This window comes from Blautia sp. DFI.3.45 (genome assembly GCF_020593505.1).
GTDB classification, from domain to species: Bacteria; Bacillota; Clostridia; order Lachnospirales; family Lachnospiraceae; genus Blautia_A; species Blautia_A wexlerae.
Map to the genome: position 1 here is coordinate 63,341 of NZ_JAJDMI010000007.1, position 24,019 is coordinate 87,359.

General features: G+C 39.6%; 26 protein-coding genes. 22 read left to right on the plus strand and 4 right to left on the minus strand.

Features of this window, described 5'->3' with window-relative positions; all coding sequences use genetic code 11:
• Window positions 1–17 precede the first annotated feature (17 nt).
• From LJE09_RS04165 to LJE09_RS04200, 8 genes are all read left to right on the plus strand, one after another.
• On the plus strand, window positions 18–380 hold the full coding sequence (locus LJE09_RS04165; protein ID WP_015512775.1) for a hypothetical protein: 363 nt from the start codon (window positions 18–20) through the stop codon (window positions 378–380).
• A 73-nt stretch (window positions 381–453) separates the two neighbouring features.
• On the plus strand, window positions 454–1,290 hold the full coding sequence (locus tag LJE09_RS04170; RefSeq protein WP_002594677.1) for a hypothetical protein: 837 nt from the start codon (window positions 454–456) through the stop codon (window positions 1,288–1,290).
• A gap of 14 nt (window positions 1,291–1,304) precedes the next feature.
• Complete coding sequence (locus tag LJE09_RS04175; protein WP_017144064.1) at window positions 1,305–1,442, plus strand: hypothetical protein; 138 nt, start codon at window positions 1,305–1,307, stop codon at window positions 1,440–1,442.
• A complete protein-coding gene (locus LJE09_RS04180) occupies window positions 1,426–1,791 on the plus strand; it encodes a PrgI family protein (protein ID WP_023920514.1) in 366 nt (121 codons plus the stop codon). The genes LJE09_RS04175 and LJE09_RS04180 overlap by 17 nt, the downstream gene beginning before the upstream one ends.
• A complete protein-coding gene (locus LJE09_RS04185; RefSeq protein ID WP_055062744.1) occupies window positions 1,784–4,114 on the plus strand; it encodes a VirB4-like conjugal transfer ATPase, CD1110 family in 2,331 nt (776 codons plus the stop codon). Before LJE09_RS04180 ends, LJE09_RS04185 begins: the two co-directional genes overlap by 8 nt.
• 13 nt (window positions 4,115–4,127) lie before the next feature.
• Entirely contained in the window at window positions 4,128–4,529 is a 402-nt protein-coding gene (locus LJE09_RS04190) for a DUF6075 family protein (protein ID WP_002594682.1), read from the plus strand.
• 6 nt (window positions 4,530–4,535) lie between these two features.
• Window positions 4,536–5,303: a class B sortase gene (gene srtB / locus LJE09_RS04195; protein ID WP_023920520.1), complete on the plus strand. Its 768-nt coding sequence runs from the start codon at window positions 4,536–4,538 to the stop codon at window positions 5,301–5,303.
• Window positions 5,304–5,342: 39 nt separating this feature from the next.
• Window positions 5,343–7,046 (plus strand): lysozyme family protein, encoded by a 1,704-nt coding sequence (locus LJE09_RS04200; protein WP_023920522.1) that lies wholly within the window; start codon window positions 5,343–5,345, stop codon window positions 7,044–7,046.
• Window positions 7,047–7,110: 64 nt separating this feature from the next.
• Here the strand turns inward: LJE09_RS04200 and LJE09_RS04205 are convergent, their stop codons facing one another.
• Window positions 7,111–7,563: a hypothetical protein gene (locus tag LJE09_RS04205; RefSeq protein ID WP_008118497.1), complete on the minus strand. Its 453-nt coding sequence runs from the start codon at window positions 7,561–7,563 to the stop codon at window positions 7,111–7,113.
• Window positions 7,564–7,789: 226 nt separating this feature from the next.
• Between LJE09_RS04205 and LJE09_RS04210 the strand changes: the two genes are divergently transcribed.
• From LJE09_RS04210 to LJE09_RS04230, 5 genes are all read left to right on the plus strand, one after another.
• Window positions 7,790–8,125: a helix-turn-helix domain-containing protein gene (locus LJE09_RS04210; protein ID WP_002594686.1), complete on the plus strand. Its 336-nt coding sequence runs from the start codon at window positions 7,790–7,792 to the stop codon at window positions 8,123–8,125.
• Between the two features lie 154 nt (window positions 8,126–8,279).
• Window positions 8,280–8,495, plus strand: coding sequence for a hypothetical protein (locus LJE09_RS04215; RefSeq protein ID WP_023920524.1), 216 nt, complete (start codon window positions 8,280–8,282; stop codon window positions 8,493–8,495).
• 186 nt (window positions 8,496–8,681) lie between these two features.
• Window positions 8,682–8,891: a helix-turn-helix domain-containing protein gene (locus LJE09_RS04220; protein ID WP_002587820.1), complete on the plus strand. Its 210-nt coding sequence runs from the start codon at window positions 8,682–8,684 to the stop codon at window positions 8,889–8,891.
• A 19-nt stretch (window positions 8,892–8,910) separates the two neighbouring features.
• Window positions 8,911–10,482, plus strand: coding sequence for a type I restriction-modification system subunit M (locus tag LJE09_RS04225; RefSeq protein ID WP_023920526.1), 1,572 nt, complete (start codon window positions 8,911–8,913; stop codon window positions 10,480–10,482).
• Entirely contained in the window at window positions 10,466–10,990 is a 525-nt protein-coding gene (locus LJE09_RS04230) for a restriction endonuclease subunit S (RefSeq protein WP_227084550.1), read from the plus strand. Before LJE09_RS04225 ends, LJE09_RS04230 begins: the two co-directional genes overlap by 17 nt.
• Here the strand turns inward: LJE09_RS04230 and LJE09_RS04235 are convergent.
• Complete coding sequence (locus tag LJE09_RS04235) at window positions 10,979–11,518, minus strand: restriction endonuclease subunit S (RefSeq protein WP_211237381.1); 540 nt, start codon at window positions 11,516–11,518, stop codon at window positions 10,979–10,981. The two genes, LJE09_RS04230 and LJE09_RS04235, sit on opposite strands and share 12 nt — an antisense overlap.
• A gap of 118 nt (window positions 11,519–11,636) precedes the next feature.
• On the opposite strand from LJE09_RS04235, the gene xerA reads away from it, so the two are divergent.
• The 8 genes from xerA (at window position 11,637) to LJE09_RS04275 (ending at window position 21,323) form a co-directional block, all read left to right on the plus strand.
• Entirely contained in the window at window positions 11,637–12,620 is a 984-nt protein-coding gene (gene xerA / locus LJE09_RS04240) for a site-specific tyrosine recombinase/integron integrase (protein ID WP_023920531.1), read from the plus strand.
• Window positions 12,621–12,630: 10 nt separating this feature from the next.
• Window positions 12,631–13,752, plus strand: a complete 1,122-nt coding sequence (locus LJE09_RS04245) for a restriction endonuclease subunit S (protein ID WP_227310993.1) — start codon at window positions 12,631–12,633, stop codon at window positions 13,750–13,752.
• A gap of 24 nt (window positions 13,753–13,776) precedes the next feature.
• A complete protein-coding gene (locus tag LJE09_RS04250) occupies window positions 13,777–14,649 on the plus strand; it encodes a hypothetical protein (protein ID WP_008118517.1) in 873 nt (290 codons plus the stop codon).
• Window positions 14,650–14,680: 31 nt separating this feature from the next.
• The gene (locus tag LJE09_RS04255) at window positions 14,681–17,821 is read left to right on the plus strand and encodes a type I restriction endonuclease subunit R (RefSeq protein WP_227084549.1); all 3,141 of its coding nucleotides are present in this window, start codon (window positions 14,681–14,683) and stop codon (window positions 17,819–17,821) included.
• Complete coding sequence (locus tag LJE09_RS04260) at window positions 17,822–18,757, plus strand: Mrr restriction system protein (RefSeq protein WP_015530035.1); 936 nt, start codon at window positions 17,822–17,824, stop codon at window positions 18,755–18,757.
• A gap of 53 nt (window positions 18,758–18,810) precedes the next feature.
• The gene (locus tag LJE09_RS04265) at window positions 18,811–20,337 is read left to right on the plus strand and encodes a Y-family DNA polymerase (protein ID WP_173746323.1); all 1,527 of its coding nucleotides are present in this window, start codon (window positions 18,811–18,813) and stop codon (window positions 20,335–20,337) included.
• Window positions 20,338–20,363: 26 nt separating this feature from the next.
• The gene (locus LJE09_RS04270; protein WP_015530037.1) at window positions 20,364–20,834 is read left to right on the plus strand and encodes a hypothetical protein; all 471 of its coding nucleotides are present in this window, start codon (window positions 20,364–20,366) and stop codon (window positions 20,832–20,834) included.
• A 69-nt stretch (window positions 20,835–20,903) separates the two neighbouring features.
• Window positions 20,904–21,323 (plus strand): nuclear transport factor 2 family protein, encoded by a 420-nt coding sequence (locus tag LJE09_RS04275; RefSeq protein WP_003864537.1) that lies wholly within the window; start codon window positions 20,904–20,906, stop codon window positions 21,321–21,323.
• A 149-nt stretch (window positions 21,324–21,472) separates the two neighbouring features.
• Here LJE09_RS04275 and LJE09_RS04280 read toward each other — a convergent pair whose 3' ends face one another.
• The gene (locus LJE09_RS04280; protein ID WP_055182527.1) at window positions 21,473–22,768 is read right to left on the minus strand and encodes a tyrosine-type recombinase/integrase; all 1,296 of its coding nucleotides are present in this window, start codon (window positions 22,766–22,768) and stop codon (window positions 21,473–21,475) included.
• Between the two features lie 86 nt (window positions 22,769–22,854).
• Window positions 22,855–23,484 (minus strand): helix-turn-helix domain-containing protein, encoded by a 630-nt coding sequence (locus tag LJE09_RS04285; RefSeq protein ID WP_003505395.1) that lies wholly within the window; start codon window positions 23,482–23,484, stop codon window positions 22,855–22,857.
• A 174-nt stretch (window positions 23,485–23,658) separates the two neighbouring features.
• Between LJE09_RS04285 and LJE09_RS04290 the strand changes: the two genes are divergently transcribed.
• Window positions 23,659–23,889, plus strand: coding sequence for a helix-turn-helix domain-containing protein (locus LJE09_RS04290; protein WP_003505382.1), 231 nt, complete (start codon window positions 23,659–23,661; stop codon window positions 23,887–23,889).
• The last annotated feature ends 130 nt before the right edge of the window (window positions 23,890–24,019 follow it).

The following is a 24,019-nucleotide window of genomic DNA, read 5'->3' on the forward strand; positions in this document are numbered from 1 at the left end:
TTTGGAGGTATTCAACTATGACTATTTTTAAGAAAAAAGCAACTGACATTCAGGAAACAAAGAAACTGCCTATGACCGGAAAGGTTAAGAAAGGCTTCCGTGCTTACTGCACAATGGTCATTGTCGGTGCGTTGGCACTTGGAATGACAACGACTGCATTTGCAGCGAATGACCCGCTTACCGTAGTCAATAATCTGTCCGATTTTATCTTCGGACTTATCCGTGCCATCGGTATGATTTTGCTTGGCTTTGGTATCGTGCAGGTCGGTCTTTCACTCAAATCTCACGACCCTTCTCAGAGAGCCAATGGCTTCCTGACTCTTGCGGGTGGTGTCATTATCACTTTTGCGAAAGAAATCCTTACTCTTATCACAGGCTAAGATAAGAGTTACACAGTTATCGAGGGGTGTGCCAAGTTAAGGTACACCCCTTAATTGTAAGGAGGTGCTTTGAATGAGTGATAACTGGGTAGTTCAAAATCTTGAAAATGCCCTTGAAACTTGGAATGAGAAACTGTCAGAAATATGGACACTCATCACAACTACACCGCAGAACTTTAAGGGCGGGAATATCTGGAAGGTTATCGTTGACATCAATGGTGCGGTTCAGGCTATCGGGCTTGCCTTACTTGTATTGTTTTTTGTGATAGGTATGGTAAAGACCTGCGGAAGTTTTACAGATGTGAAGAAACCGGAACACGCTTTAAAACTCTTTGTCCGTTTTGCATTGGCGAAAGGTGTTATCACATACGGAATGGAGCTTATGCTTGCACTATTTAATATCGTGCAAGGGACAATTTCAACCATTATGAATGCTGCCGGATTTGGAACTCCGGAACAGACGACCTTGCCCGCAGAGATGGTAACGACCATAGAGGACTGCGGATTTTTCGAGAGTATTCCCTTGTGGGCGGTAACGCTTATCGGAGGATTATTTATCACGGTGCTGTCGTTCATTCTGATAATGACGGTGTACGGAAGATTTTTCAAGTTGTATATGTACACAGCACTTGCACCGATACCGCTTTCCACATTTGCAGGAGAACCGACACAGAATGTCGGCAAGAGTTTTATCAAGAGCTATTGTGCAGTTCTGCTTGAGGGAGCAGTCATTGTACTTGCTTGTATTATTTTCTCCGTATTTGCTTCATCGCCACCAGTAGTGAATCCTGATGCAGCAGCAGTTACGCAGGTGTGGGCATATATCGGGGAATTGGTATTTAATATGCTTGTTCTTGTCGGTGCAGTAAAAATGTCTGACCGTATTATCCGAGAGATGATGGGACTTTAAGGAGAGATTTTGAGATGAACCAAAGAGATTGTAAGAAATGCGTTTACTATGGCGGTAAACGAAAAGGCAAAGTCTTTTGCCTGAATGATAAATGCGTGAGGGAGAAAGACCGAAACCGCAGGAAAGGAAACAGATATGGAAGTAAAAATTAACCGAGAAATCAGAAATTATACAGAGTCAATGTTTTTTGGGCTGTCGCTCAGACAGTTCATTTTTTCTGTTCTCGCTTGTGGCGTTGCGGTAGGACTGTATTTCTTGCTCAGACCGTATGTTGGCACGGAAACCGTATCGTGGGTGTGCATTTTGGGTGCTGCTCCGTTTGCGGCACTTGGCTTTGTGAAGTACAACGGTATGACCGCAGAGAAAGCAATCTATGCGTGGATAAAATCGGAGTTTTTAATGCCGAAGAAGCTGGTATTTCACTCCACCAATGTTTATTACGAACTGATGAAGCCAAGCATTGAACAGAAGCAGAAGGAGGTATTGAAGTCAAATGATTAAGACTCTTACAAATTTGTTTAAGCAGGATAAAGAAAAATTTGTTGTACCGAAAGGGGTGCAGGACGTGATTCCCGTGGCAGCTATCTTTGATGATGGCATTTTCAAAGTGGGAAAGGATAAATATTCAAAGACCTACCGCTTTACGGATATTAACTATGCAGTGGCGAGCCGTGAGGATAAGGAAGCGATGTTCCTTGAATATTCCGAACTTCTGAACTCTCTTGACAGTGGTGCAACGACAAAAATCACAATCAATAACCGTCGGCTCAACAGACTGGATTTTGAACAGACAATCCTTATTCCGACAACCGGAGATAATCTGGACGAGTATCGAGAGGAATATAACAAAATGCTTCTTGATAAGGCAACGGGTGCAAACTCCATTGTTCAGGATAAGTATATTACCATTTCCATCAATAAAAAGAGTGTAGAGGACGCAAGAACTTATTTTGCCCGTGTCGGTGCAGATTTGATTGCTCACTTCGGCAGACTTGGAAGTAAGTGCGTGGAACTGGAAACAGACGAGAGACTTCGTATTTTCCACGACTTTTATCGTGTGGGAGAGGAAAGCTCTTTCCACTTTGATATTAAGGAAACAAGAAAAAAGGGACACGATTTTAAGGATTATATCTGCCCTGACACAATGGAATTTGAAAAGGACTATTTCAAGATGGGAAACCGTTATGGAAGAGTCCTTTTTCTTCGTGAATATGCGTCCTATATCAAAGACAGTATGGTGGCGGAACTTACGGATATGAACAGAAATCTGATGATGTCCATTGATATTGTTCCCGTTCCGACTGATGAAGCAGTAAAGGAAGCAGAGAACCGTCTGCTTGGGGTGGAAACCAATATTACAAACTGGCAGCGTAGGCAGAATGCCAATAATAACTTCTCTGCAACTGTTCCGTATGATATGGAGCAGCAGAAGAAAGAAATGAAAGAGTTCCTCGATGACCTTACGACCCGTGACCAGAGAATGATGTTCGCTGTTATCACGATGGTTATTACAGCAGACAGTAAGGAACAGCTTGAGAATGATACGGAAGCATTGCTTACCACGGCAAGAAAACATCTTTGCCAGTTTGCAACACTGAGATTTCAGCAAGTAGATGGACTCAACACGGTAATGCCGTTTGGAACAAGAAAGATTGATGCGTTCAGAACACTTACAACAGAGAGCCTTTCGGTATTTATCCCATTCAGGGTGCAGGATATTTTCCACGAGAACGGTATCTATTACGGTCAGAATGTTATCAGCAAAAATATGATTATCGCAGACCGTAAGCAACTTTTGAATGGTAACTCCTTTATTCTCGGTGTATCTGGTGGCGGTAAGTCATTTGCGGCAAAGGGAGAAATCATCAATCAGGTGCTTTCTTCAGATGCGGATATTATCATCATCGACCCTGAACGAGAGTATTCACAGCTTGTCAATGCGATGGGCGGAGAAGTAATCAATATTTCTGCTACTTCCGACAATCACATCAATGCAATGGATATGAATAAGGATTACGGCGACGGTGCAAACCCTGTCATTTTGAAATCCGAGTTTATTATGTCCCTTTGTGAACAGCTTATCGGAGGAACAAATCTCGGAGCGAAGCAGAAGTCTATCATTGACCGTTGCACGGCAAGCGTGTATCGCAGTTATCAGCAGAATGACTATCAGGGACATATACCGACCTTGCAGGATTTCAGGGCAGAACTTTTGCAGCAGGACGAACCGGAAGCAAAGGAACTGGCACTTGCCATTGAACTTTTCACACACGGTTCTCTGAATACCTTTGCAAAGCAGACGAATGTGGATACCAATAATCGCCTTATCTGCTATGACATTCTTGATTTGGGTAAACAGCTTATGCCGATTGGTATGCTTGTTGTCCTTGACTCTATCCTGAACCGTATCACACAGAACCGTGCAAAGGGTAAGAACACCTTTATCTTCATTGATGAGATTTATCTTCTGTTCCAGCACGAATACTCTGCAAACTTCCTCTTTACCTTGTGGAAGCGTGTGAGAAAATACGGTGCATACGCAAGTGGAATCACTCAGAATGTCGATGACCTTTTGCAGAGCCACACAGCGAGAACAATGCTTGCAAACTCAGAGTTCATCATTATGCTGAATCAGGCTTCCACAGACAGGCTTGAGCTTGCAAAACTTCTGAATATTTCTGACCTCCAGATGTCCTATATCACGAATGTGGAAGCAGGACACGGACTTATCAAGGTGGGAAGTTCGCTTGTACCGTTTGCAAACAAATTCCCTAAGAACACGAAACTTTATAAACTGATGACAACCAAACCAGGCGAAGCATAAGGAGGGATTTACAATGTCTAAGATTCAATTTCGCAATGCTGCACACAGAGATTTTGTATTGGAAAATCTGGATAAGTGCAAAGTCAACGACTGCTATCACAGAGCATTTTTCTATGTGATGGGTATTTCAGAAGAAACAAGAATGAACATCGGAAAGATGTTTGATTTTAAGAGGGATTGCATCATACCGGAAGGTATGCACGGCGGTTGGCAGACAAGTGGCACAGTCAAGGTCTGCCACCTTGCCTTTAATCTCTGGAATGGATTTACGGAAGAAGGCAGGGAAAATCTCTATACACCGGAGGAACTGTTCTGTTGCGGATATGCTCCGTATTTTATGGAGGGTATCAAGTTGAGGTATCCGGAGTATTGCAGAGATTTGACTCCACCTAAGAGAAATGATATGGAAAGGTAAGAGAAAATGAGCAGAAAAATCTATATTATTATTGCAATGGTGTTTACGGTAGTGTTGTCTGTAAGCACCTTCTTTATTATCCGTAATCACATTGACTCTGCCAAGCAGAATGAAGTCTATGATAACCTTGCGGAGGTTGTGGAGGACGAGCCGCAAAAGGAAAATGAGGGCGTGACGTTTTCGGAAGATAAGGACTATCTTGCGGAATATCTTGAACTCTATCGGCAGAATGAGGATATGGTGGGTTGGATAAAGGTTGAGGATACCAATATCAACTATCCGGTCGTGCAGTCTGTAAATGAGCCGAACTTCTACCTGAAGCACAAGTTTGATAAGACCTATTCCGCTTATGGCTGTCCATATGTGCAGGAAAATTGTGATGTGCAGAAACCTTCAGACAACATCATTATATACGGACACCATATGAATGACGGCTCGATGTTTACGGGACTGATGAAGTACAGAAACAAGAGCTTTTGGGAAGGTCATAAGACGATTACCTTTGATACACTGACGGACAGACACCGGTATGAAGTGATTGCAGTCTTTAAGACAGTCGTTTATACAGACAGCTCCGATAGCTTTAAGTATTATGAGTTTACGGACGCAGAAAATGCGGCAGAGTTTGATGCGTATGTTGTTAAGTGCAAGGAACTTTCTTTGTATGATACCGGAGTATCGGCAGAATATGGCGACAAGCTGATTTCTCTTTCTACTTGTGAATATTCAAGAAACAATGGCAGGCTTGTTGTTGTCGCTAAGAGAGTGGATTAAACCCCACTCTCTATTATTTTTCGAGAAAGGAGGAAACCGATGGCTGATATAAAAACAAGAGATACAAGCAAAGGTACAATCAAGACCATAAATAAGGCAGCAGTTGCCACGGAGCGAATGAAGAAAGCCTATGTGATGACGAAAGATAAGGCAGAACATTCCACCAATGCTTCGGAAAATTCCGCAGAGGAATATGCTTCCGATAAAATCGAAGCGGCAACGGATAGGGCTGTTCACGAAACTGCATACCGTGCGGATAAAGTCGGCAGATGGGGTGTGCGTGAAACAAGGCAGAATTATCAGAAAGCCAAAACGGGAATTGAGAATTTCAAGACCAAGCGTGCAGAGAAACAGCTTCAGAAACAATCGGTCAATCCTGTCGGAAAACAGAGCATCCGAACTCTGGAGCGTACGGAGAAAACAATTAAACAGTCTGCAAGGTCGGCAGGAAATACGACAGTCAAGACCGTATCGAAAGGTGCAACCAATACTGTTCAAAGGTCGGTCAAGACCGCAGAACAAACGGCAAAGACTTCTATTAAGACCACCAAAGAAGCTGCCATTATAGCACAGAAAACAGCAAAAACAACAGCCAAAGCAACACAGAAAGCGGCTCAGACGGCAAAGAAAGCGGCGAAAGCCACAGCAGATACCGTTAAAGCCACAGCGAAAGCTACTGTTGCGACAGTCAAAGCGATTATTGCAGGGACAAAAGCACTTGTAGCAGCAATCGCCGCAGGCGGTTGGATAGCGGTTCTGATTATTATGATTGTCGTGCTGTTTGGTGCTGCCGTAGCAATGTTTGGAGGAGGAAGTGACAGTAATTCCTATACTCCGGTAAGTGCAGAGGTAGAAGCCTATGAACCCATCATACAGAAGTATGCCAAAGAGTACGGCATTCCTGAGTATGTGGAACTTATCAAGGCGGTTATGATGCAGGAAAGCGGTGGCAGAGGACTTGACCCTATGCAGGCAGCAGAGGGAAGTTTCAATACAAGGTATCCGCACGAACCTAATGGAATTAAAGACCCTGAATATTCTATCCAGTGTGGAGTTCAGGAATTGAAAGCGGCTCTTACTTCGGCAGAAGTGGAAAGTCCGATAGATATGGAGCATATCAAACTTGCCTTGCAAGGCTACAACTTCGGTAATGGGTATATTTCTTGGGCAAAAACAAAGTATGGCGGTTATTCTTATGCCAATGCAGTGGAGTTTTCCACTCAGCAGGCACAAAGGCTTGGTTGGGACAGTTATGGAGATACCCAATATCCGGCTCACGTTTTGAGATACTATCCGTATGGGCGAGCCTTTACTGCCGGAGGTAATCAGGCGATTGTTGAGGTTGCCTTGACACAGCTAGGCAATCAGGGCGGACAACCTTACTGGAGCTGGTACGGCTTTAATAGTCGAGTGGAATGGTGTGCCTGCTTCGTATCTTGGTGTGCTGACCAATGCGGGTATATTGAAAGCGGACTTGTTCCGAAATTTGCAGGTTGCGTGGATGGTGCAAACTGGTTTAAGTCAAATGGGAAATGGCAAGACCGCACTTATGAACCAAAGGTAGGAGATATTATCTTCTTTGATTGGGAAGGCGACGGTACAACAGACCACGTTGGTATCGTAGAGAAGTGTGAGAATGGCACAGTTTATACCGTAGAGGGCAACTCAGGCGACGCCTGCAAGCAAAGACAGTACGCAGTCGGAAGCAGCAATATCTATGGATACGGTATTCCGGCATATTAAAAATTCCAGACGGTGTCTGGAAAATTGAAAAGATGGCTGCTCAGTTGAGTAGCCATCGGGTACATTATGAGAAATCAGTTGTTTCTCTGTTATTCAGGAAAATATGGTGTGTGTGATAAGTGAAGCTAAAAAGCATATCGGCATTTTCTTTACTGCCGTCTAAAAAGGAAATATCATCGGCAAGGATAAAAAGAATTGCTAACAGCTTCTTGATATATCCAGTGTAGCAGGCATAATCTACATAGATGTTGGCGATATATCCCTCGGCAAATTCTATCAGGTCAGCGTCAATTTCAAAGCTATTGGATAGTTCGTAAACGGTTTTGATAAATTTATCCTTGTCAGCAATTCGCTCTTTACTTGGAACACTTCTGCGGTTCTTCTGTATAAATTTTAAAAAATCATCAGCTTCCGTAAAGTCAGGAGTGATTGTGTTGCCAGTTCCCAAATCTGTTTTGTAATCCTCAAATTTCTCTTTTTCAAACCGATTACTGAATATTATCTTTTGTTCGTCCATTCCTTTTTACCCCTAAGTTTATTCTATGGAGATTGTTTAACTTGGCTCTTGGGTTGTGATTTGTCTTTCGCCATTAACAATCGTGAATTACTACTTTTATAGTATAACATAAAAACAGTTTGGAATCATCACTAATAGTTGGTTTGACTTCCTTTGGGTGCGTGTGATTTGAAATCAACTTAACCTATACTATTAGTTATGGAAACACACTAAGGGAGGTGATGTGATGAAGCTCGATACAATCGGCAAGAATATAAGAAAGTTCCGACTTGCGAGGAAATTACGCCAAGAAGATTTGGCTGAGAAAACAGATTTGACAACAAATTATATTGGTATGGTTGAGCGTGGAGAGAAAATTCCGTCACTCGAAACTTTCATAAAGATAGTAAATGCTTTAGGTGTATCATCGGATATGGTTCTTACTGATGTCCTGGAAACGGGATATACAGTCAAGAACTCAATGCTTAATGAGAAGCTTGAAAAACTTGCTCCTGAAGATAGAAACAGAATTTATGAAGTTATAGATACACTTGTGAAGCAATCAAAGCAAATACTTCCATAAAACACAGAAGTTCGTCCTAATCGACGAGCTTTCTTTTTTCGGTATAAAAAATTTCTGCTATCGACAAATTTTTCGGGACTTCGACAGAGAGAATATGCTATAACAACAACTGTCAGTGATAGACACATACTAATAGACATAGGAGGAAGTAGAAGTGAACGACATTTTCAGACAAATAGCAAAAGAAAATGGAACAACCGAAAAAGCAGTAAAAGAGGAAATGAAGTTTGCCATTCGGGAAGCAATGAAAAGTGCTGAACCGGAAGCAATCGCTTTTTGGAAAGCAGTTGCACCGGACGGAAAAGAGCCGCCGATAGAAAAGGTCATAGCAATGATTGCGTTGAATGTTAATAATAGAATGTATAATTGAGGTGCTTCGGCATCTCTTTTTTATTATTCTTTAGAAGAGTTGCATTAGGTGTTTGCAAAAAGTGACACCTTAGTGTCTGAAAGGTTACATTTCTGTCTGAAATCTTGAAATGCCTGAAAATTTAATATATAATGTTAAATGGTTAACTGTAACGAAGAAGAATTATAAGATGAAGAGGTGTTACTGATGAAGATATGCTATAACAAACTTCAAAAACTTATGATTGACAATCAAATGAAAAGACAGGATTTAATGCGTGCAGCCGAAATTACATCATACGCTGCAACGAAGATAAATAAGAATGAGCCAGTATCTCTTGAAGTACTGATGAGGATATGTCAGGTGTTTCATTGTGATATTGGAGATATATGCGAAGTTATTTTAGACGAAGATTAAAACACGGAGGTAATTATAGATGGCAAGGGCTGCTAAACCAAAGAAAGAAATATCAATGGAAGAAGCACTTTGGAAAAGTGCTGATAAACTGAGAGGTTCTGTTGAGCCTGCGGAGTATAAGCACGTTGTTCTGAGTTTATTCTTCCTTAAATTTGCCAGTGACAAGTTTGAGGAATGCCGTAATAAGATTATTTCTACACACGGCGAAAAGTATGCGGATATGAAGCCGTTTTATACTCAGGAAAATGTATTCTATCTTCCTGAAGAAAGCCGTTGGAAGTACATTATTGAAAATGCAAAGCAGGACGATATTGCCCTGAAGATAGATACAGCACTTTATACGATTGAAAAGAACAACCCGGCACTGAAAGGTGCTTTGCCGGATAACTATTACTCCCGCTTACATATTGATACGGCAAAGTTGGCTTCTTTGCTTGATGAAATCAATCGTATCAACACTGATGATAAAGAGAACGACATTATAGGTCGTGTATATGAGTATTTTCTTAGTAAGTTCGCTCTTGCAGAAGGAAAAGGTAAAGGAGAGTTCTACACACCAAAGTGTATTGTAAACCTGATTGCCGAAATGCTTGAGCCTTACGATGGAATACTTTATGACCCTTGTTGCGGTTCGGGCGGTATGTTTGTGCAGTCCATCAAGTTCGTAGAAGCACACAGCGGTAATAAAAAGAAAGTGTCTATTTACGGTCAGGAATACACAAATACCACTTTCAAACTGGCAAAAATGAACTTAGCTATCCGTGGTATTTCTGCAAATCTTGGAGAAATGGCAGCCAATACATTTACCAATGACCAGCACAAAGACCTTAAAGCAGATTTCATTATGGCAAACCCGCCTTTCAATCAGAAGCAGTGGAGAGCCGAAAATGAGCTTGTAGATGACCCTCGTTGGAACGGCTATGAAGTTCCGCCGACAAGTAATGCAAACTATGGTTGGATACTGAATATTGTTTCCAAACTCTCTCAAAACGGTGTAGCAGGTTTCTTGCTTGCCAATGGTGCATTATCTGATGATGGTACAGAGTTAAAAATCAGACAGCAGCTTATAGAAAATCATTTGGTAGAAGCAATCATTATTCTTCCGAGAAACCTTTTCTATACCACAGACATCAGCGTTACCCTTTGGGTACTCAATAAGAATAAAAAGGCTCGTGTCGTGGAACAGAATGGAAAGCTAAAACGCTATCGTAATCGAGAAGATGAAATACTCTTTATGGATTTACGACAGATGGGCAGTCCTTATGAGAAGAAGTACATTGAATTGACAGAGGAAGATAGAGCCAAAGTTACAAGTGTATATCATAACTGGCAGCAGGAAGGCTATGAGGAAACTTATGAGAATGTGCCGGAATTTTGCTATTCTGCTTCTTTTGATGAAGTAAAGGAAAAAGGATTTACTCTTGTACCGAGCAGATATATTGAGTTTGTCAACCGTGATGAGAACATCGACTTTGATACCAAAATGAAATCATTGCAGGGAGAACTCAAAGAACTTCTTGCTCAAGAGGAAAAATCTAAATCAGATTTGCTTGCTGTATTTAAGGAGTTGGGATATGAAATCGAATTATGATATTTTAGGAAACCATATCCGACTGATTGATACTCGGAACAGAGAAAGCATAACAGACAGAGTTTTGGGAATTAACATAGACAAGTTCTTTATGCCGTCGGTTGCAAATGTCATTGGTACGGATTTGAGTAAATATAAACTGATAACAAAAGGAAAGTTTGCGTGTAATCCAATGCATGTTGGTCGTGATGAACGACTTCCGGTTGCATTGTATGATGAAGAAAAACCTGCTATTGTTTCTCCGGCATATTTTATGTTTGAGGTAATAGATAACAGCATTTTGAATGAAGATTATCTGATGATGTGGTTTCGCAGACCGGAGTTTGACCGAATTTGTTGGTTACATACTGACGGGAGCGTTCGTGGTGGGATTACTTGGGATGATATATGCAGACTAGAATTGCCTATTCCGCCTATTGAAAACCAGCTTGAAATAGTGAACAGTTATAAGGCAATTACGGAGAGAATTGCTTTAAAGCAGAAGATAAATGATAATTTAGCGGCTTGACATTGTTGTAAGAATTATTTTCTGCAATTCTTGCAGTTTTTCTATTTCAGAAAGATTTTCTTCTTTGCAATAAATAAGGCTCATAACCTTTTGGGAGAAAGATTTCTGTAATTCAAGTGGTGGAATTGCTATTCCATAAGCATGAACATCGTTTCGATTTAATGTAGGAACTGCACTACCACCAACAAAGCCATCATAATTTAGATTTTTGAGCAAATAAAATACCCACAACGGTTCTGCTTCATAAATTTGTTTTACATAGAGCGATGTGTTATGTGTCCAACAGTTGCAAAGGTACAATCTTGGGTTGCCAATATTGCCGCTTCGTCCCATTACAATAACAGGAGCTTCAGCAGTAAACTCATCATGATACCCAATTGTTCCGGTTGAACCTGCAACGGGATATTTACCACCAGTCATTTCAGTTCGAGGTAAATCATGCCCCCTTTGTAGTTGCAACACATCGCCAACAGTGCCTTGTTTCCAAGAAGATTTATCTGAGTTGGACTCAAAATATTTTTGATACAATGTTTGAGCAGTATCGTCTAAATTATCATTTACAATAGAACTCCCATCAGTGGCGGGAGTTAAAACAAGGGACTGCCACTGGTAGTCGTTCTCTTAAAAAAGAAAAGGAGAATTGACTATGAAACAGAACCTAATCACTGATGTTATTCAAGGAATGTTACCTTATCTGAATAACGCACAGACAGAAAGATTGCAAGAGGTGTTGCAGTATACACTTTTTGATTATGAGGTAACAAAGATAAAAAAAGATGAGGAACTTTCAGAACAGAATTTAGTAGAATCTTTCCTATCGGCAAAGCGTATTGAAGGCTGTTCTGAGAAAACTCTGAAATACTATAATGCAACGATACAGTCAATGCTTGATGGTATTGGAAAGAGTATCAAATATATCGTAACTGACGACATTCGTTGTTATTTGACAGAGTATCAAGCAAAGAAAAAATCAAGTAAAGTTACGATAGATAATATAAGACGAATACTTTCCAGTTTTTTCTCTTGGCTTGAGGACGAGGATTATATTTTGAAAAGTCCGGTCAGGCGAATACATAAGGTTAAGACCGGAACAAACATTAAGGAAACTTATTCAGATGAAGCACTTGAATTGATGAGAGATAATTGCACAGAACTCAGAGACTTGGCGATGATTGATATGCTTGCTTCAACGGGGATGCGTGTCGGAGAAATGGTGTTGCTAAATCGTGAGGATATAGACTTTAACGAAAGAGAATGTGTGGTTTTCGGCAAAGGCGATAAGGAGCGAATAGTATATTTTGATGCAAGAACAAAAATACATTTGCAGAATTACTTAAATAGCCGAAAGGACGACAATCCAGCACTTTTTGTTTCATTACAATCTCCGTATAATCGAATGAATATCGGAGGTATTGAAGTGAGATTACGACAGCTTGGAAAACGCTTGGGATTAAATAAGGTACACCCTCATAAATTCAGGCGAACACTTGCAACAATGGCAATAGACAAAGGAATGCCAATAGAGCAGCTTCAGCAGCTCTTGGGGCATAGAAGAATAGATACGACATTGCAATATGCAATGGTCAAGCAGAGCAATGTGAAAATTGCTCATAGAAAATACATTGGTTAAGGTGGTAGGAATGGAAAAAGGATATAAGATATTAGGCAATTACATTCGACTTGTGGACGAGCGTAATAAGAATTTAGCCGTAACAAAGTTGCTTGGCGTAAGTATAAGTAAAAAATTTATTCCTTCAATCGCAAATATTGTAGGAACTGATTTATCGAATTATAAGATAGTCAGAACGGGACAGTTTGCATACGGACCCGTTACTTCACGAAATGGAGAGAAAATTTCTATTGCTTATTTAGATGAAGAAGATTGTATCATTTCAAGCTCTTATACAGTTTTTGAAGTTGAAAATAAAGAGGAACTTGACCCTGAATATCTTATGCTTTGGTTCAGCCGACCAGAATTTGACCGTTATGCAAGGTATAAGTCACATGGAAGCGTAAGAGAGATTTTCGATTGGAATGAGCTTTGTATGGTGGAACTTCCAGTACCAGATATTGAAAAGCAGAGAAAAATAGTGAAAGCCTACAAGACGATAACCGATAGAATAGATTTGAAACAGAAGATAAATGATAATTTAGAAGCGACCGCTCAGGCATATTTTGACAGCCTGTTTTTTGATGAGTCAGAACCTAATTGCACTTTGGCTGATATTGCCCTTGTCAATCCTGTTCGACCTCTTGCTAAAGGTGTTGAAGCTCGTTATTTTGAAATGGCAACGCTTCCAACAAATGGCTGTATTCCAACAGGCGATTTTATTAAGCCTTATAATGGTGGAGTTCGTTTTATTAACGGCGATACACTTATTGCACGAATTACTCCTTGTCTTGAAAATGGTAAAGCTGCATACATAAATATTCTTGAAGATAATGAGGTTGCATTTGGTTCAACTGAATATATCGTTTTTGCATCTAAGGGCAATATGCCATCAAGCTTCTATTATTTTCTAATCAGAAATGCAAAATTTGTCACTTTCGCATTGCAATTTATGAATGGCTCAAGTGGACGCCAACGAGTTTCAGGAGAGGAATTAGCTTCATTTCCACTTTGCCGCCCATCTTGTGAAAATCTTGAAGCATTTGATAAGGTAGCCTCACTTGTTCTTGAGCAAATGAAAGATAACACCTATGAAATTCAGAAGCTGAAGCAACTACAAGAGGTCATAGCAGCAACCATTTCAAGCTGCTAAATTATCATTTACAAGGAGGAACCTATGTCATTAGCAGATATAATTCAGATTATAATCGGAGTATTGTCACTGGTGGCAACAATAGCAGTTTCTTTTTTGATTTATTGGTTGCAATCACGACATGAAAAGGAAATACAGAAATTGCAATGCGAAAAGGAACGTATAGCATTGCAAGAAAAAGCTCGACTTTTTCTAATTGATAATCAAGAGGAAAGAGATTATTTGCCGTGGTGTATTATAGCAGCTAATCTATATCCGCTTGAAAAGCATACAAGGAAAATTTATTCGGAATACTGCCGGTGTTCTGAAGAATTACAAAATGAGATATTAAATCAAGCCGGATATAAGATTAAACAATTTACGGGAAAGTATTGGTTACAGGGATGTATAGATAAACTTCAGCAAGATATAGAGAAATATAATTTGGGAAGGGATTATTTGTATGATGGAGCAAAATATTTTCATCGAAGCTATGATAGATACCGAGAATTAGAATGGAACGGCACTCCTAATATCTTTGAACCTATAAATAAAGAAAATCGTCTGATGATGATTTTGAATGTGGCTCAAATATCTATTGGAGAGTATATTGATGAATATTTCTATTATTTCGTAGATAAAAAAATGGATTTTGATAAGGAAACACCTATACCTCCGATTGATTATGTATGGGAATATCAAAGTCTAGCACACACAAGAGAAGAAACCGTTTGTATGTGGATGATGGAACTTGTTGAGAATATAGCAACAATTATAAATAATAAGTTTGGCGAAGATGTTGATTGTCAGTTTTTCTTAGAGTATACCGACGCACAAGCAGAAACTTATGAAGATAAATATTATGAAACAGTACAAGCACTTTATAATGCTTATTATACAAGTGTAGTTGCATCATAATTTGATGCAGAATACCAAAGGAGTGAACGCAATGGCAAATTTTAATGAACACGCATTGGAAATGTCAATAATGGAGTTGTTCAAAGACGAGGGGTACACCTATGTCAGTGGCGACCAGATACACAGAGAAAGGACGGAGGTTCTGCTTACGGACGACCTGAAGCAATACCTCTATAATCGCTATGCGAAAGATGGTATCACACCGAGTGAGGTGGATAGTGTCATTCTAATGCTGCGTAATATTTCTGGTACAATTTATGAAGCAAACAAAGCTGTATTTAAGTTGCTCTGCGATGGATTTATTCTTAACCGTGAGGATAGAACGCAGAAAGACCTCTATATTGAACTTATTGATTTCGACACTCCCGAAAACAATATTTTCAAAGCGGTTAATCAGTTTGAAATTGAAGGCGTAAATAATCAGTTGCGTATTCCTGATGGCATTGTGTTCGTAAATGGTATTCCTGTTGTTGTTCTTGAATTTAAGAGTGCAGTACAAGAGAATACGACCATAATGGACGCATATAAGCAACTTACAATCCGTTACCGTAGAGATATTCCAGAGATTTTCAAATACAATGCGTTTGTTGTTATCAGTGATGGAGCAAATAATAAATATGGTTCTTTCTTCAGCCCATATGATTTCTTCTATGCGTGGAGAAAGATAAACTCAGACGATAAAGAACTGGACGGTATCAATTCTCTTGTAACAATGATAAAAGGACTTTTCCGAAAAGACCGTTTGCTTGAAGTTATTAAAGATTTTATTTATTTTCCGGATAACTCAGATAAGGATTTGAAGATAGTGTGTCGTTATCCACAGTTCTTTGCGGCAAATAAATTGTATGAGAATATCAAGGCTCATCTTCGCCCCGAAGGAGATGGTAAAGGTGGTACATACTTTGGAGCGACAGGCTGCGGCAAGAGTTATACAATGCTTTTTCTTACCCGTATGCTGATGAAAAGCAAATACTTTTCTTCTCCGACTATTCTTATTATTACGGACAGAACAGACCTTGACGACCAGCTTTCCAAACAGTTTGTAGGTTCAAAGAAATATATCGGGGATGAAACGGTTGTAAGTATTGAGTCCCGTGAGAAACTTCGTGAGGAGCTTCAAGGACGAGAGAGTGGCGGCGTTTATCTGACTACCATTCAGAAATTCACAGAGGATTTGCAGCTTCTTACAGACAGAACGAACGTTATTTGTATTTCTGATGAAGCACACAGAAGCCAAATCAATCTCGACCAAAAGGTTAAGATTACAGAGTCAGGTGTTCAGAAAACCTATGGCTTTGCCAAGTATTTGCACGACTCCTTACCAAATGCAACTTATGTTGGATTTACCGGAACTCCGGTTGATGGAACAATCGAAGTCTTTGGTGGTGTTGTAGACGCATATACAATGACGGAAGCTGTTAAGGACGGTATTACAGTTAATCTTGTTTACGATGGTCGTGCAGCTAAGGTTATGCTTAATCAGGACAAGGTAAGACAGATTGAAGAATATTATGCACAGTGTGAGCTTGAGGGAGCAAATGAACATCAAGTAGAAGAAAGTCAGAAAGCAGTTGCCAAAATGGAAGTTATTATTGGCGACCCTGATAGACTTCGTGCTGTTGCAGAGGACTTTATCAAGCATTATGAAACCCGTGTGGCAGAAGGTGCAACCGTAGCAGGCAAAGCAATGTTTGTATGTTCCAACCGAAATATAGCATACGATTTCTATAAGATAGTAAAGGAACTCAGACCGAAATGGACAGAAAAGAAGATTTGTGATGATGGTGTTGTTCTGAGTGAGAAAGATAAAAAAGAGTTGAAGCCAATGGAAAAAATCAAGTTGGTTATGACTCGTAATAAAGATGATGAAAAAGACCTATTTGATATGCTTGGCACAAAAGAGGATAGGAAAGAATTTGACCGTCAGTTCAAAAATCCGAAATCAAACTTTAAGATTGCCATTGTTGTAGATATGTGGCTGACTGGTTTTGATGTGCCGGAGCTTGATACGATTTACATTGATAAGCCTATTCAGCAGCATACCCTTATTCAGACGATTTCTCGTGTAAATCGTGTATGCGAGGGCAAAGATAAAGGTTTAATTGTTGACTACATAGGTATTAAGAAAAATATGAACACTGCCCTCAAGAAATATACGAATTTTGAGAGCGAAGAATTTGAAGGTGTGGAGCAGTCTATCACGATTGTAAAAGACCAGTTAGAAGTTCTTGGTCAGATGTTCCACAACTTTAACAGTAGTGATTTCTTCAACGGTTCTCCTACTGAACAGCTTGCCTGCCTGAATCGTGCAGTTGAGTATGTGCAGTTGTCTGAAGAACTGGAAAGAAGATTTATGGCAGCAGTCAAGAGAATGAAGCAGGCATTTAATCTTTGTAGTTCAAGTGAGAAATTCTCTGATGAAGATAAGGATTATATCCATTTTTATTGTGCTGTCCGTTCTATCCTTTTCAAGTTGACAAAAGGCGATGCACCGGATATTGAGCAGATGAACGCTCGTGTCCGCAAAATGCTTGAGGGTGCAATTCAGTCTGATGGCATTGAGGAATTATTTGAAACCGGAAAGCATATATCGGTGGACATTTTCAGCAATGAGTATATGGATAAGATAAATGCTATTCAGTTGCCGAATACGAAAATCAAGATACTTCAAAGACTTCTTTCTCAGGCGATTGACGAGTTTAAGAAAGTCAATAAGATTATGGGTGTGGAATTTGCAGACAGACTCAAGAAAGTTGTTGATGAGTATAATAACCGTCGTCGTGATGAAGCGTATGCCAACGAAGTCCTTGATGATGTTGCGGAGCAGCTTGCACAGTTGTTGTCTGAACTGAAAACAGAAAAGAACTCCTTCAAGAATATGGGTATAGATTATGAAGAAAAAGCTTTCTATGATATTTTGAAAGCAGTTTCCAAGAAGTTTGAGTTTGAATATCCGGACGATAAAATGATTGAACTATCCAAGAGGATAAAGTTGATTGTTGATGATAAGTCACGCTATACTGATTGGTCTGCCCGTGATGATATTAAGGCAAACTTGCAAGTGGATTTGATATTGCTGCTTGATGAGTTCGGCTATCCGCCAGTAACCATTGATGATGTTTACAAGGAAGTTCTTGAGCAGGCAGAGAATTTCAAGAAGTATGCACAGTAAATGAGAGGTGTAAATGTAAATATGTTTTATGACGATTTAAATACAGAAGAACAAGTATCATACCTTATTAAACCAATCCTTCAAGTCCTTCAGGAAGCAGGTGGACAGTTAGAGCGTTCTGAAATTAGAGACAGAATTAGTGAGTTAGATGAGCATATTGCTGAATTTGAACAGAAACTATATACATCTAATAAAACAGGAAATCAGTACAAAAAATTTGATTTTAAGTTTAATTTTGCTATTAAAGAGCTTAGTTATGTCGGACTCATATCTTATGTGAAATTCAATCCAAAGATTACACTTACTCAAGATGGAGCAAATGTAGATTTAACAGATTTTGATGTTAAGACAGAAGTAAGGGATAAGGCTCGAAGCTATTGGGAGGAACATTCGACTAAGAACAAATCGAAAAACAAGCCAGTAGAAACACTGGAGGTTGAAGACGAGGAGAATGAATCCACAGATGACGAATTGTTAGATGATTTCAAGGTAAAACTTCAGAGTGCAATCGCTAATATGTCTCCAGCAAAGTTTGAACAATTTTCACGAGCACTTCTTACAAAGATGGGAGTGGAGTTTACCAACAAAGGCGTTCAGGTGTCAAATGATGGTGGTATTGATGGTTATGGATATCACGTAGATGCCGATGATTTTAGAACAACCAGAGTGGTTATTCAGTGTAAAAGATTTAATTCAAATCCAGTGAGTGAGCCGGATATCAATCAATTTCTTGGGGCGATGAACAAATATCAAGCCGATTATGGAGTATTTATTACTAATAGCCGATTTACCAATAAGGCAAGAGAGGCTGCGAGAGAAGGTACGCCGATAACACTGATTGACGGAAATGATTTAATCAGACTGGTTATTAAATATGAATTGTATATAACACCAGTCACAACATATGTATTGGATGGTTTTTATACCGAGGATTGACACTAACGATAGCATAATTTACTCGAAGGAATTTTAGAAGGGAGCATAGAATGATGGCAAAGCAAAAGACCTATATCGCAATTGACCTCAAATCATTCTATGCTTCTGTGGAGTGTAAAGAGCGAAATCGTGACCCTTTGACAACAAATCTTGTGGTTGCAGATAAAAGCAGGACAGAGAAAACCATCTGCCTTGCGGTATCTCCGTCATTAAAAAGTTATGGGATACCCGGCAGACCACGCTTGTTTGAAGTCGTGCAAAAGGTAAAAGAAGCTAATAACAACCGAAGATGGAAAGCACCAAATCGTACATTTACTGGTTCATCTGATGACAGTACAGAATTAAATGCGAATCCAGCATTGGAGATTGATTATATCGTTGCACCACCTCGTATGGCATACTATCTGGAGTACAGTACCAAGATTTACAGTGTTTACTTGAAATACATTGCTCCGGAAGATATTTTCCCTTACTCGATTGATGAAGTATTTATAGATGCAACAAAGTATCTGAATACCTATCAGATGACCGCAAGGGAACTTACCATGACGATGATACAGGATGTTTTGAAAACGACTGGAATCACAGCAACAGCCGGAATCGGCACGAATATGTACTTGTGTAAGATTGCGATGGATATTGTGGCAAAGCATATTGAGCCGGATAAGGACGGTGTGCGAATAGCTGAATTGGATGAAATGTCATATCGCCGGAAATTGTGGAGTCATCGCCCGATAACCGATTTCTGGAGAGTCGGAAATGGTTATGCGAAGAAGTTAGAGGAACACGGACTTTATACAATGGGCGATATTGCAAGATGTTCTATCGGAAAGCCGAATGAACTGTATAACGAGGAATTGCTGTACAAGCTGTTCGGTATCAATGCGGAACTGCTCATAGACCACGCTTGGGGATATGAGCCTTGCACAATGGAGCAGGTCAAAGCATATAAGCCGGAAACAAACAGTGTATCTTCCGGTCAGGTGTTGCACTGTCCATATGATTACGAAAAGGCAAAGTTGATTGTAAAAGAAATGACCGACCAAATGGTGCTTGATTTGGTGGATAAAGGACTTGTAACTGACCAGCTTGTGTTGACAATCGGCTATGATATTGAGAATTTAAGTAATCCGAACCTAAAATATCAATACAAAGGCGAGGTTACGATTGACCGATATGGACGCAAAGTTCCAAAGCACGCACACGGAACAGCGAATCTTGAGAAAAAGACTTCCTCTACTCGATTGATTACCAACGCCGTGATGGACTTGTATGACAGGATAGTTGACGAGCATTTGCTTGTACGCAGAATAACAATCACAGCGAATAAACTTGTTGATGAAAAATCCGTCAAGCAGGAAGATGAATACCAGCAACTCGACCTCTTTACCGATTACGAAGCACAGAGGAAGAAGCAGGCGGAGGAAGAAGAAAAATTAGAACGAGAAAGGCGTATGCAAGAAGCAATGCTGAGTATCAAAAAGAAGTTTGGCAAGAATGCTGTGTTGAAGGGAATGAACCTTGAAGAAGGTGCAACCGCCAAAGACCGAAACGAGCAAATCGGCGGTCATAAGGCTTAAACAAACTGAAATTTGAGGAATAAAATATGGGCATATTAGAAATAGTTTTTAATTCAAGAAAATTTGATTTGAATGATGATGTTCTGATGGGATTTGATAATTACTTTGATAAAAAAAGTAAGGATTATAATAGCTTTTGTTTAGACGAAGAAGATATTAATCCTTTACAAAACTTTGTAGCACAGATTAAGTCTGCTGACTCAGATAGTGTAATTTATGTATCTACTTATGGCTATGAAATCACAAATAGTAAAGGAGAAAAATCAACATACGCCGATGCTCTTTGGATTGACACAGTTTTACCTATTTCCCAAATAGAGAGATATATTGAAAAAAGTGGTGTTGCTGAACCAAGTAATATTTCTTTTGTTGGAGATAGTGATGAATGTGGAAACTATAAAGTATGGATTATAGCTCAGGAAGAGAATAATCCTCATATTATAGAGTTGACTGACCGCAAGAAGATAGACCATATGATAATATTATATTGGGATTGATAAGTTATAAAATTCCCATTTATTGGGAAGTCGCTGAGAACGAAAAATCGAAAGTTATGGAGGTACTTTATGAACGAGAGAGAAAAAATTATCCGATTATGGTTTGATATGTGGATTAAGAAAGCAGATTTAGGAATTGACAATATTTTTACAGATGATGTTGTATATACTGAGAGTTGGAGTCCTAAATATGAAAACCGCAAAACGGTAAAGCACTGGTTTGACGAATGGAATACACGCGGAAGTGTTCTTGTCTGGGAGATTAAGCAATTTTTTCATCAAGGAAATCAAACAATCGTGGAGTGGTATTTTAAAAGCAAAATGAATAATGGAAATGTTGAAGAATTTGACGGAATATCTTTAATTGTATGGACACAGGATAACAAAATAAAATCATTAAAAGAGTTTGGTTGCAATCTTCATAATTACAATCCATATCGAGATAGTGATATTCCCGTATTTCGAGAAGAAAAAGCAAATTGGTTTTGAGAGGACTATAAATTCAAGTTTGCCGAAATATATTTCTAACTTTCCCTATTTTACAGGCTTTCCAGCCTGTGCATTAGCGAAACGATATGTATTTTCCCTTATTTTTGCCCTTATGAGATAATCGTAAGGGAAATAAGGGAAAGTTTTATTTAGTCATTGCCTGCCACTTTATCAAGTAACCTTGCAGATTCCCGCTTGGCTTTTCTTGTAGAGTGTGCATAGACATTCATGGTGGTACTGACATCTGAGTGCCCTAACAGTTCCTGCACATCCTTTGGTGCTGCTCCATTTGCCAGAAGGTTGCTTGTGTAGGTGTGTCGCAACTGGTGAAAATGAAATCCTTCAAATCCATCCAGTTTCTGAGCAATCTTCCTGCAAACAATTCCTAACGTGCTTGGCAGTTCCAAACTTCCATCCGGTCTTAAGCAGACAAAGGATATTTCCTTATAATCTTCTGGAACATTCTCTGTTCCGTCCAGATGATAGAACTCATAGTAAACTCTGTTTTTGTCTTTTACTTCTCTGTAGTAGTTTTTATGGTAAAGTTCTCCGTACTGCATTCGGTTTTTAAGTTGTTCCTTTCGGGCATTGCGAAGAATCTCTGCCAGTGTATCTCCAAAATCAACAATCCTTACCTTTTTTCGTTTGGTTGGTCCGATGATATTCTTGTGCCTTGAACCATCATATCGGATACTGCGTCTGATTGTAAGGCACTGTTCTTCAAGATTCACGTCCTGCCATGCCAGACCACAGGCTTCACCGATACGAAGTCCTGCATAATAAGCTATCTGGATTGGAAGTATTGCCGGTGGATTGTAATTCTGTAGAAATTCAATCAGTCTTTCATAATCCTCTCGTGGAATTGGCTGTATATCGCCATCCATGTCATCATCGGAAAACAGGTCAACCTCATCCGTCTGGTATTTCAGCTTAATATACTGCATCGGATTGAAAGTGATATATTGCTTTGGTGATACTGCAAATCGGAATGACTGCTGTAATACTGCCGAGAAAGAACGAATGTAATCTTTGCTATAACCTTTTCTTTCTGAACCATCTGGATAAGTGCCACCAAAGGAAAGCAGATTGAAGAAGGCTTGTAAATGCTCAGATGTTACATTTTTCAACTTTCTCTCTGAAATTGGATGCTTCTTGATGTTGGTAATGGCACCGAGGTAATTCTGGACTGTCCCATTACTGAGCGTACCGGTCTTTAATTCTTCCTCTGCCCATATATCAAGTAATTCTCCAATTGTAATATTTTCCGACTTTGCAATGAATTTCTTGCTTTCGTAATCGTCCATTGCCTGACGGAGCAGTTTTTCCGTTTCACTTTTACTTTCTGTTCCAGCGTATTCTTTCTGAACCAGATTGCCGCTTGCATCTTCTACATAGAAGCGGTAGTACCATTTCTTTCCTTTTTTTCTTACAGATCCTTTTGCCATAATCGTGTGTCTCCTTTCGATATCAGACAATCGGAACTGATGAAATGCTTCTTGCGTGTAAGTATATCATAACTCCGGTTGTCGTTCTATACCGAATCGGAATCCTCATACAAAACTTCTGATAAAAGATTTTCAAGCCTTTGTTCTGCCATTTCCGGTTTCTTGGAATAAAGCCTTACGATATCTGCCATGTCGTTAAAGGCATTAACAGTGTGGGTGATCTCCCGGAGAAACATAATCTCGTTATATTCATCATTCGATTCAAACCCCATTACTTTTGCAATATCAGCTTCATTCGTGTTGCCCTTGTAATTCTTGCAGGCAAACTGGAATGATTCCAGAAACAGGTTATATTGCTTTAACATCAACAGCAGTAAATCTTTGGAAAAAGCATCTTCCTTTTTACTAAGGTCGAGAGGTAACTGTTTGAGAATATCGCCCATTGCATCACGAATCTGTAATTCTTTCTTATCCGTAATATCGGTTTCGTATTCATCGGTTTCCCCTCTGAGCCATTCAATAGATACATGAAGTGCTTCCGAAAGACCTTCCAGCACCATCTTTTTGGTATTGTCAATCGAACCATTCTCATAACGCAGGATTGTGGAAGCTGTAACTCCCATCTTCTCTGCAACATAAGGCTGTGTCAGATTTAATTCCAGACGACGCTGTTTTGCCCTGCTGCCTATCAGCTTGCGTAGTTCTTTATCTTTCATGCTGATTGCCTCCTTTTTCGGTATGTATGAATTATAGCATGTACCTCACATAATTGCAATATGCAATATAATAATTATTTTTAAAATTTCATAACGCTTGACAACACAATATAAAACCGCTATACTAACAGCACAACAAAAATTGCATAATGCAATTTATAAGGAGGTGACAAGATGACGGAAAGAAAGATTGCATTATCCATCGAGGAAGCAGCCGACTATACAGGAATTGGCAGAAACACTTTGAGAAAGCTGGTTGAATGGAAGAAGCTTCCGGTATTAAAGGTCGGAAGAAAAGTCCTTATTAAAACTGACATTCTGGAAAAGTTCATGGAAGCCAACGAGGGGCGTGATCTGAGGGATAAAGGAAATGTAAAAGCTGTCACAAGAAATGTGGCAACTTAAAAAGGCGGCTTCCTAAGAAACCGCCAAAGGTTCTATCAGACCGAAGCCATGATATACCTACACGCAAGAGGATTATACCATGTGCTTCTCCTGATATGCAACCGGGAACTGTTGTTTATCGGAAAAAGAA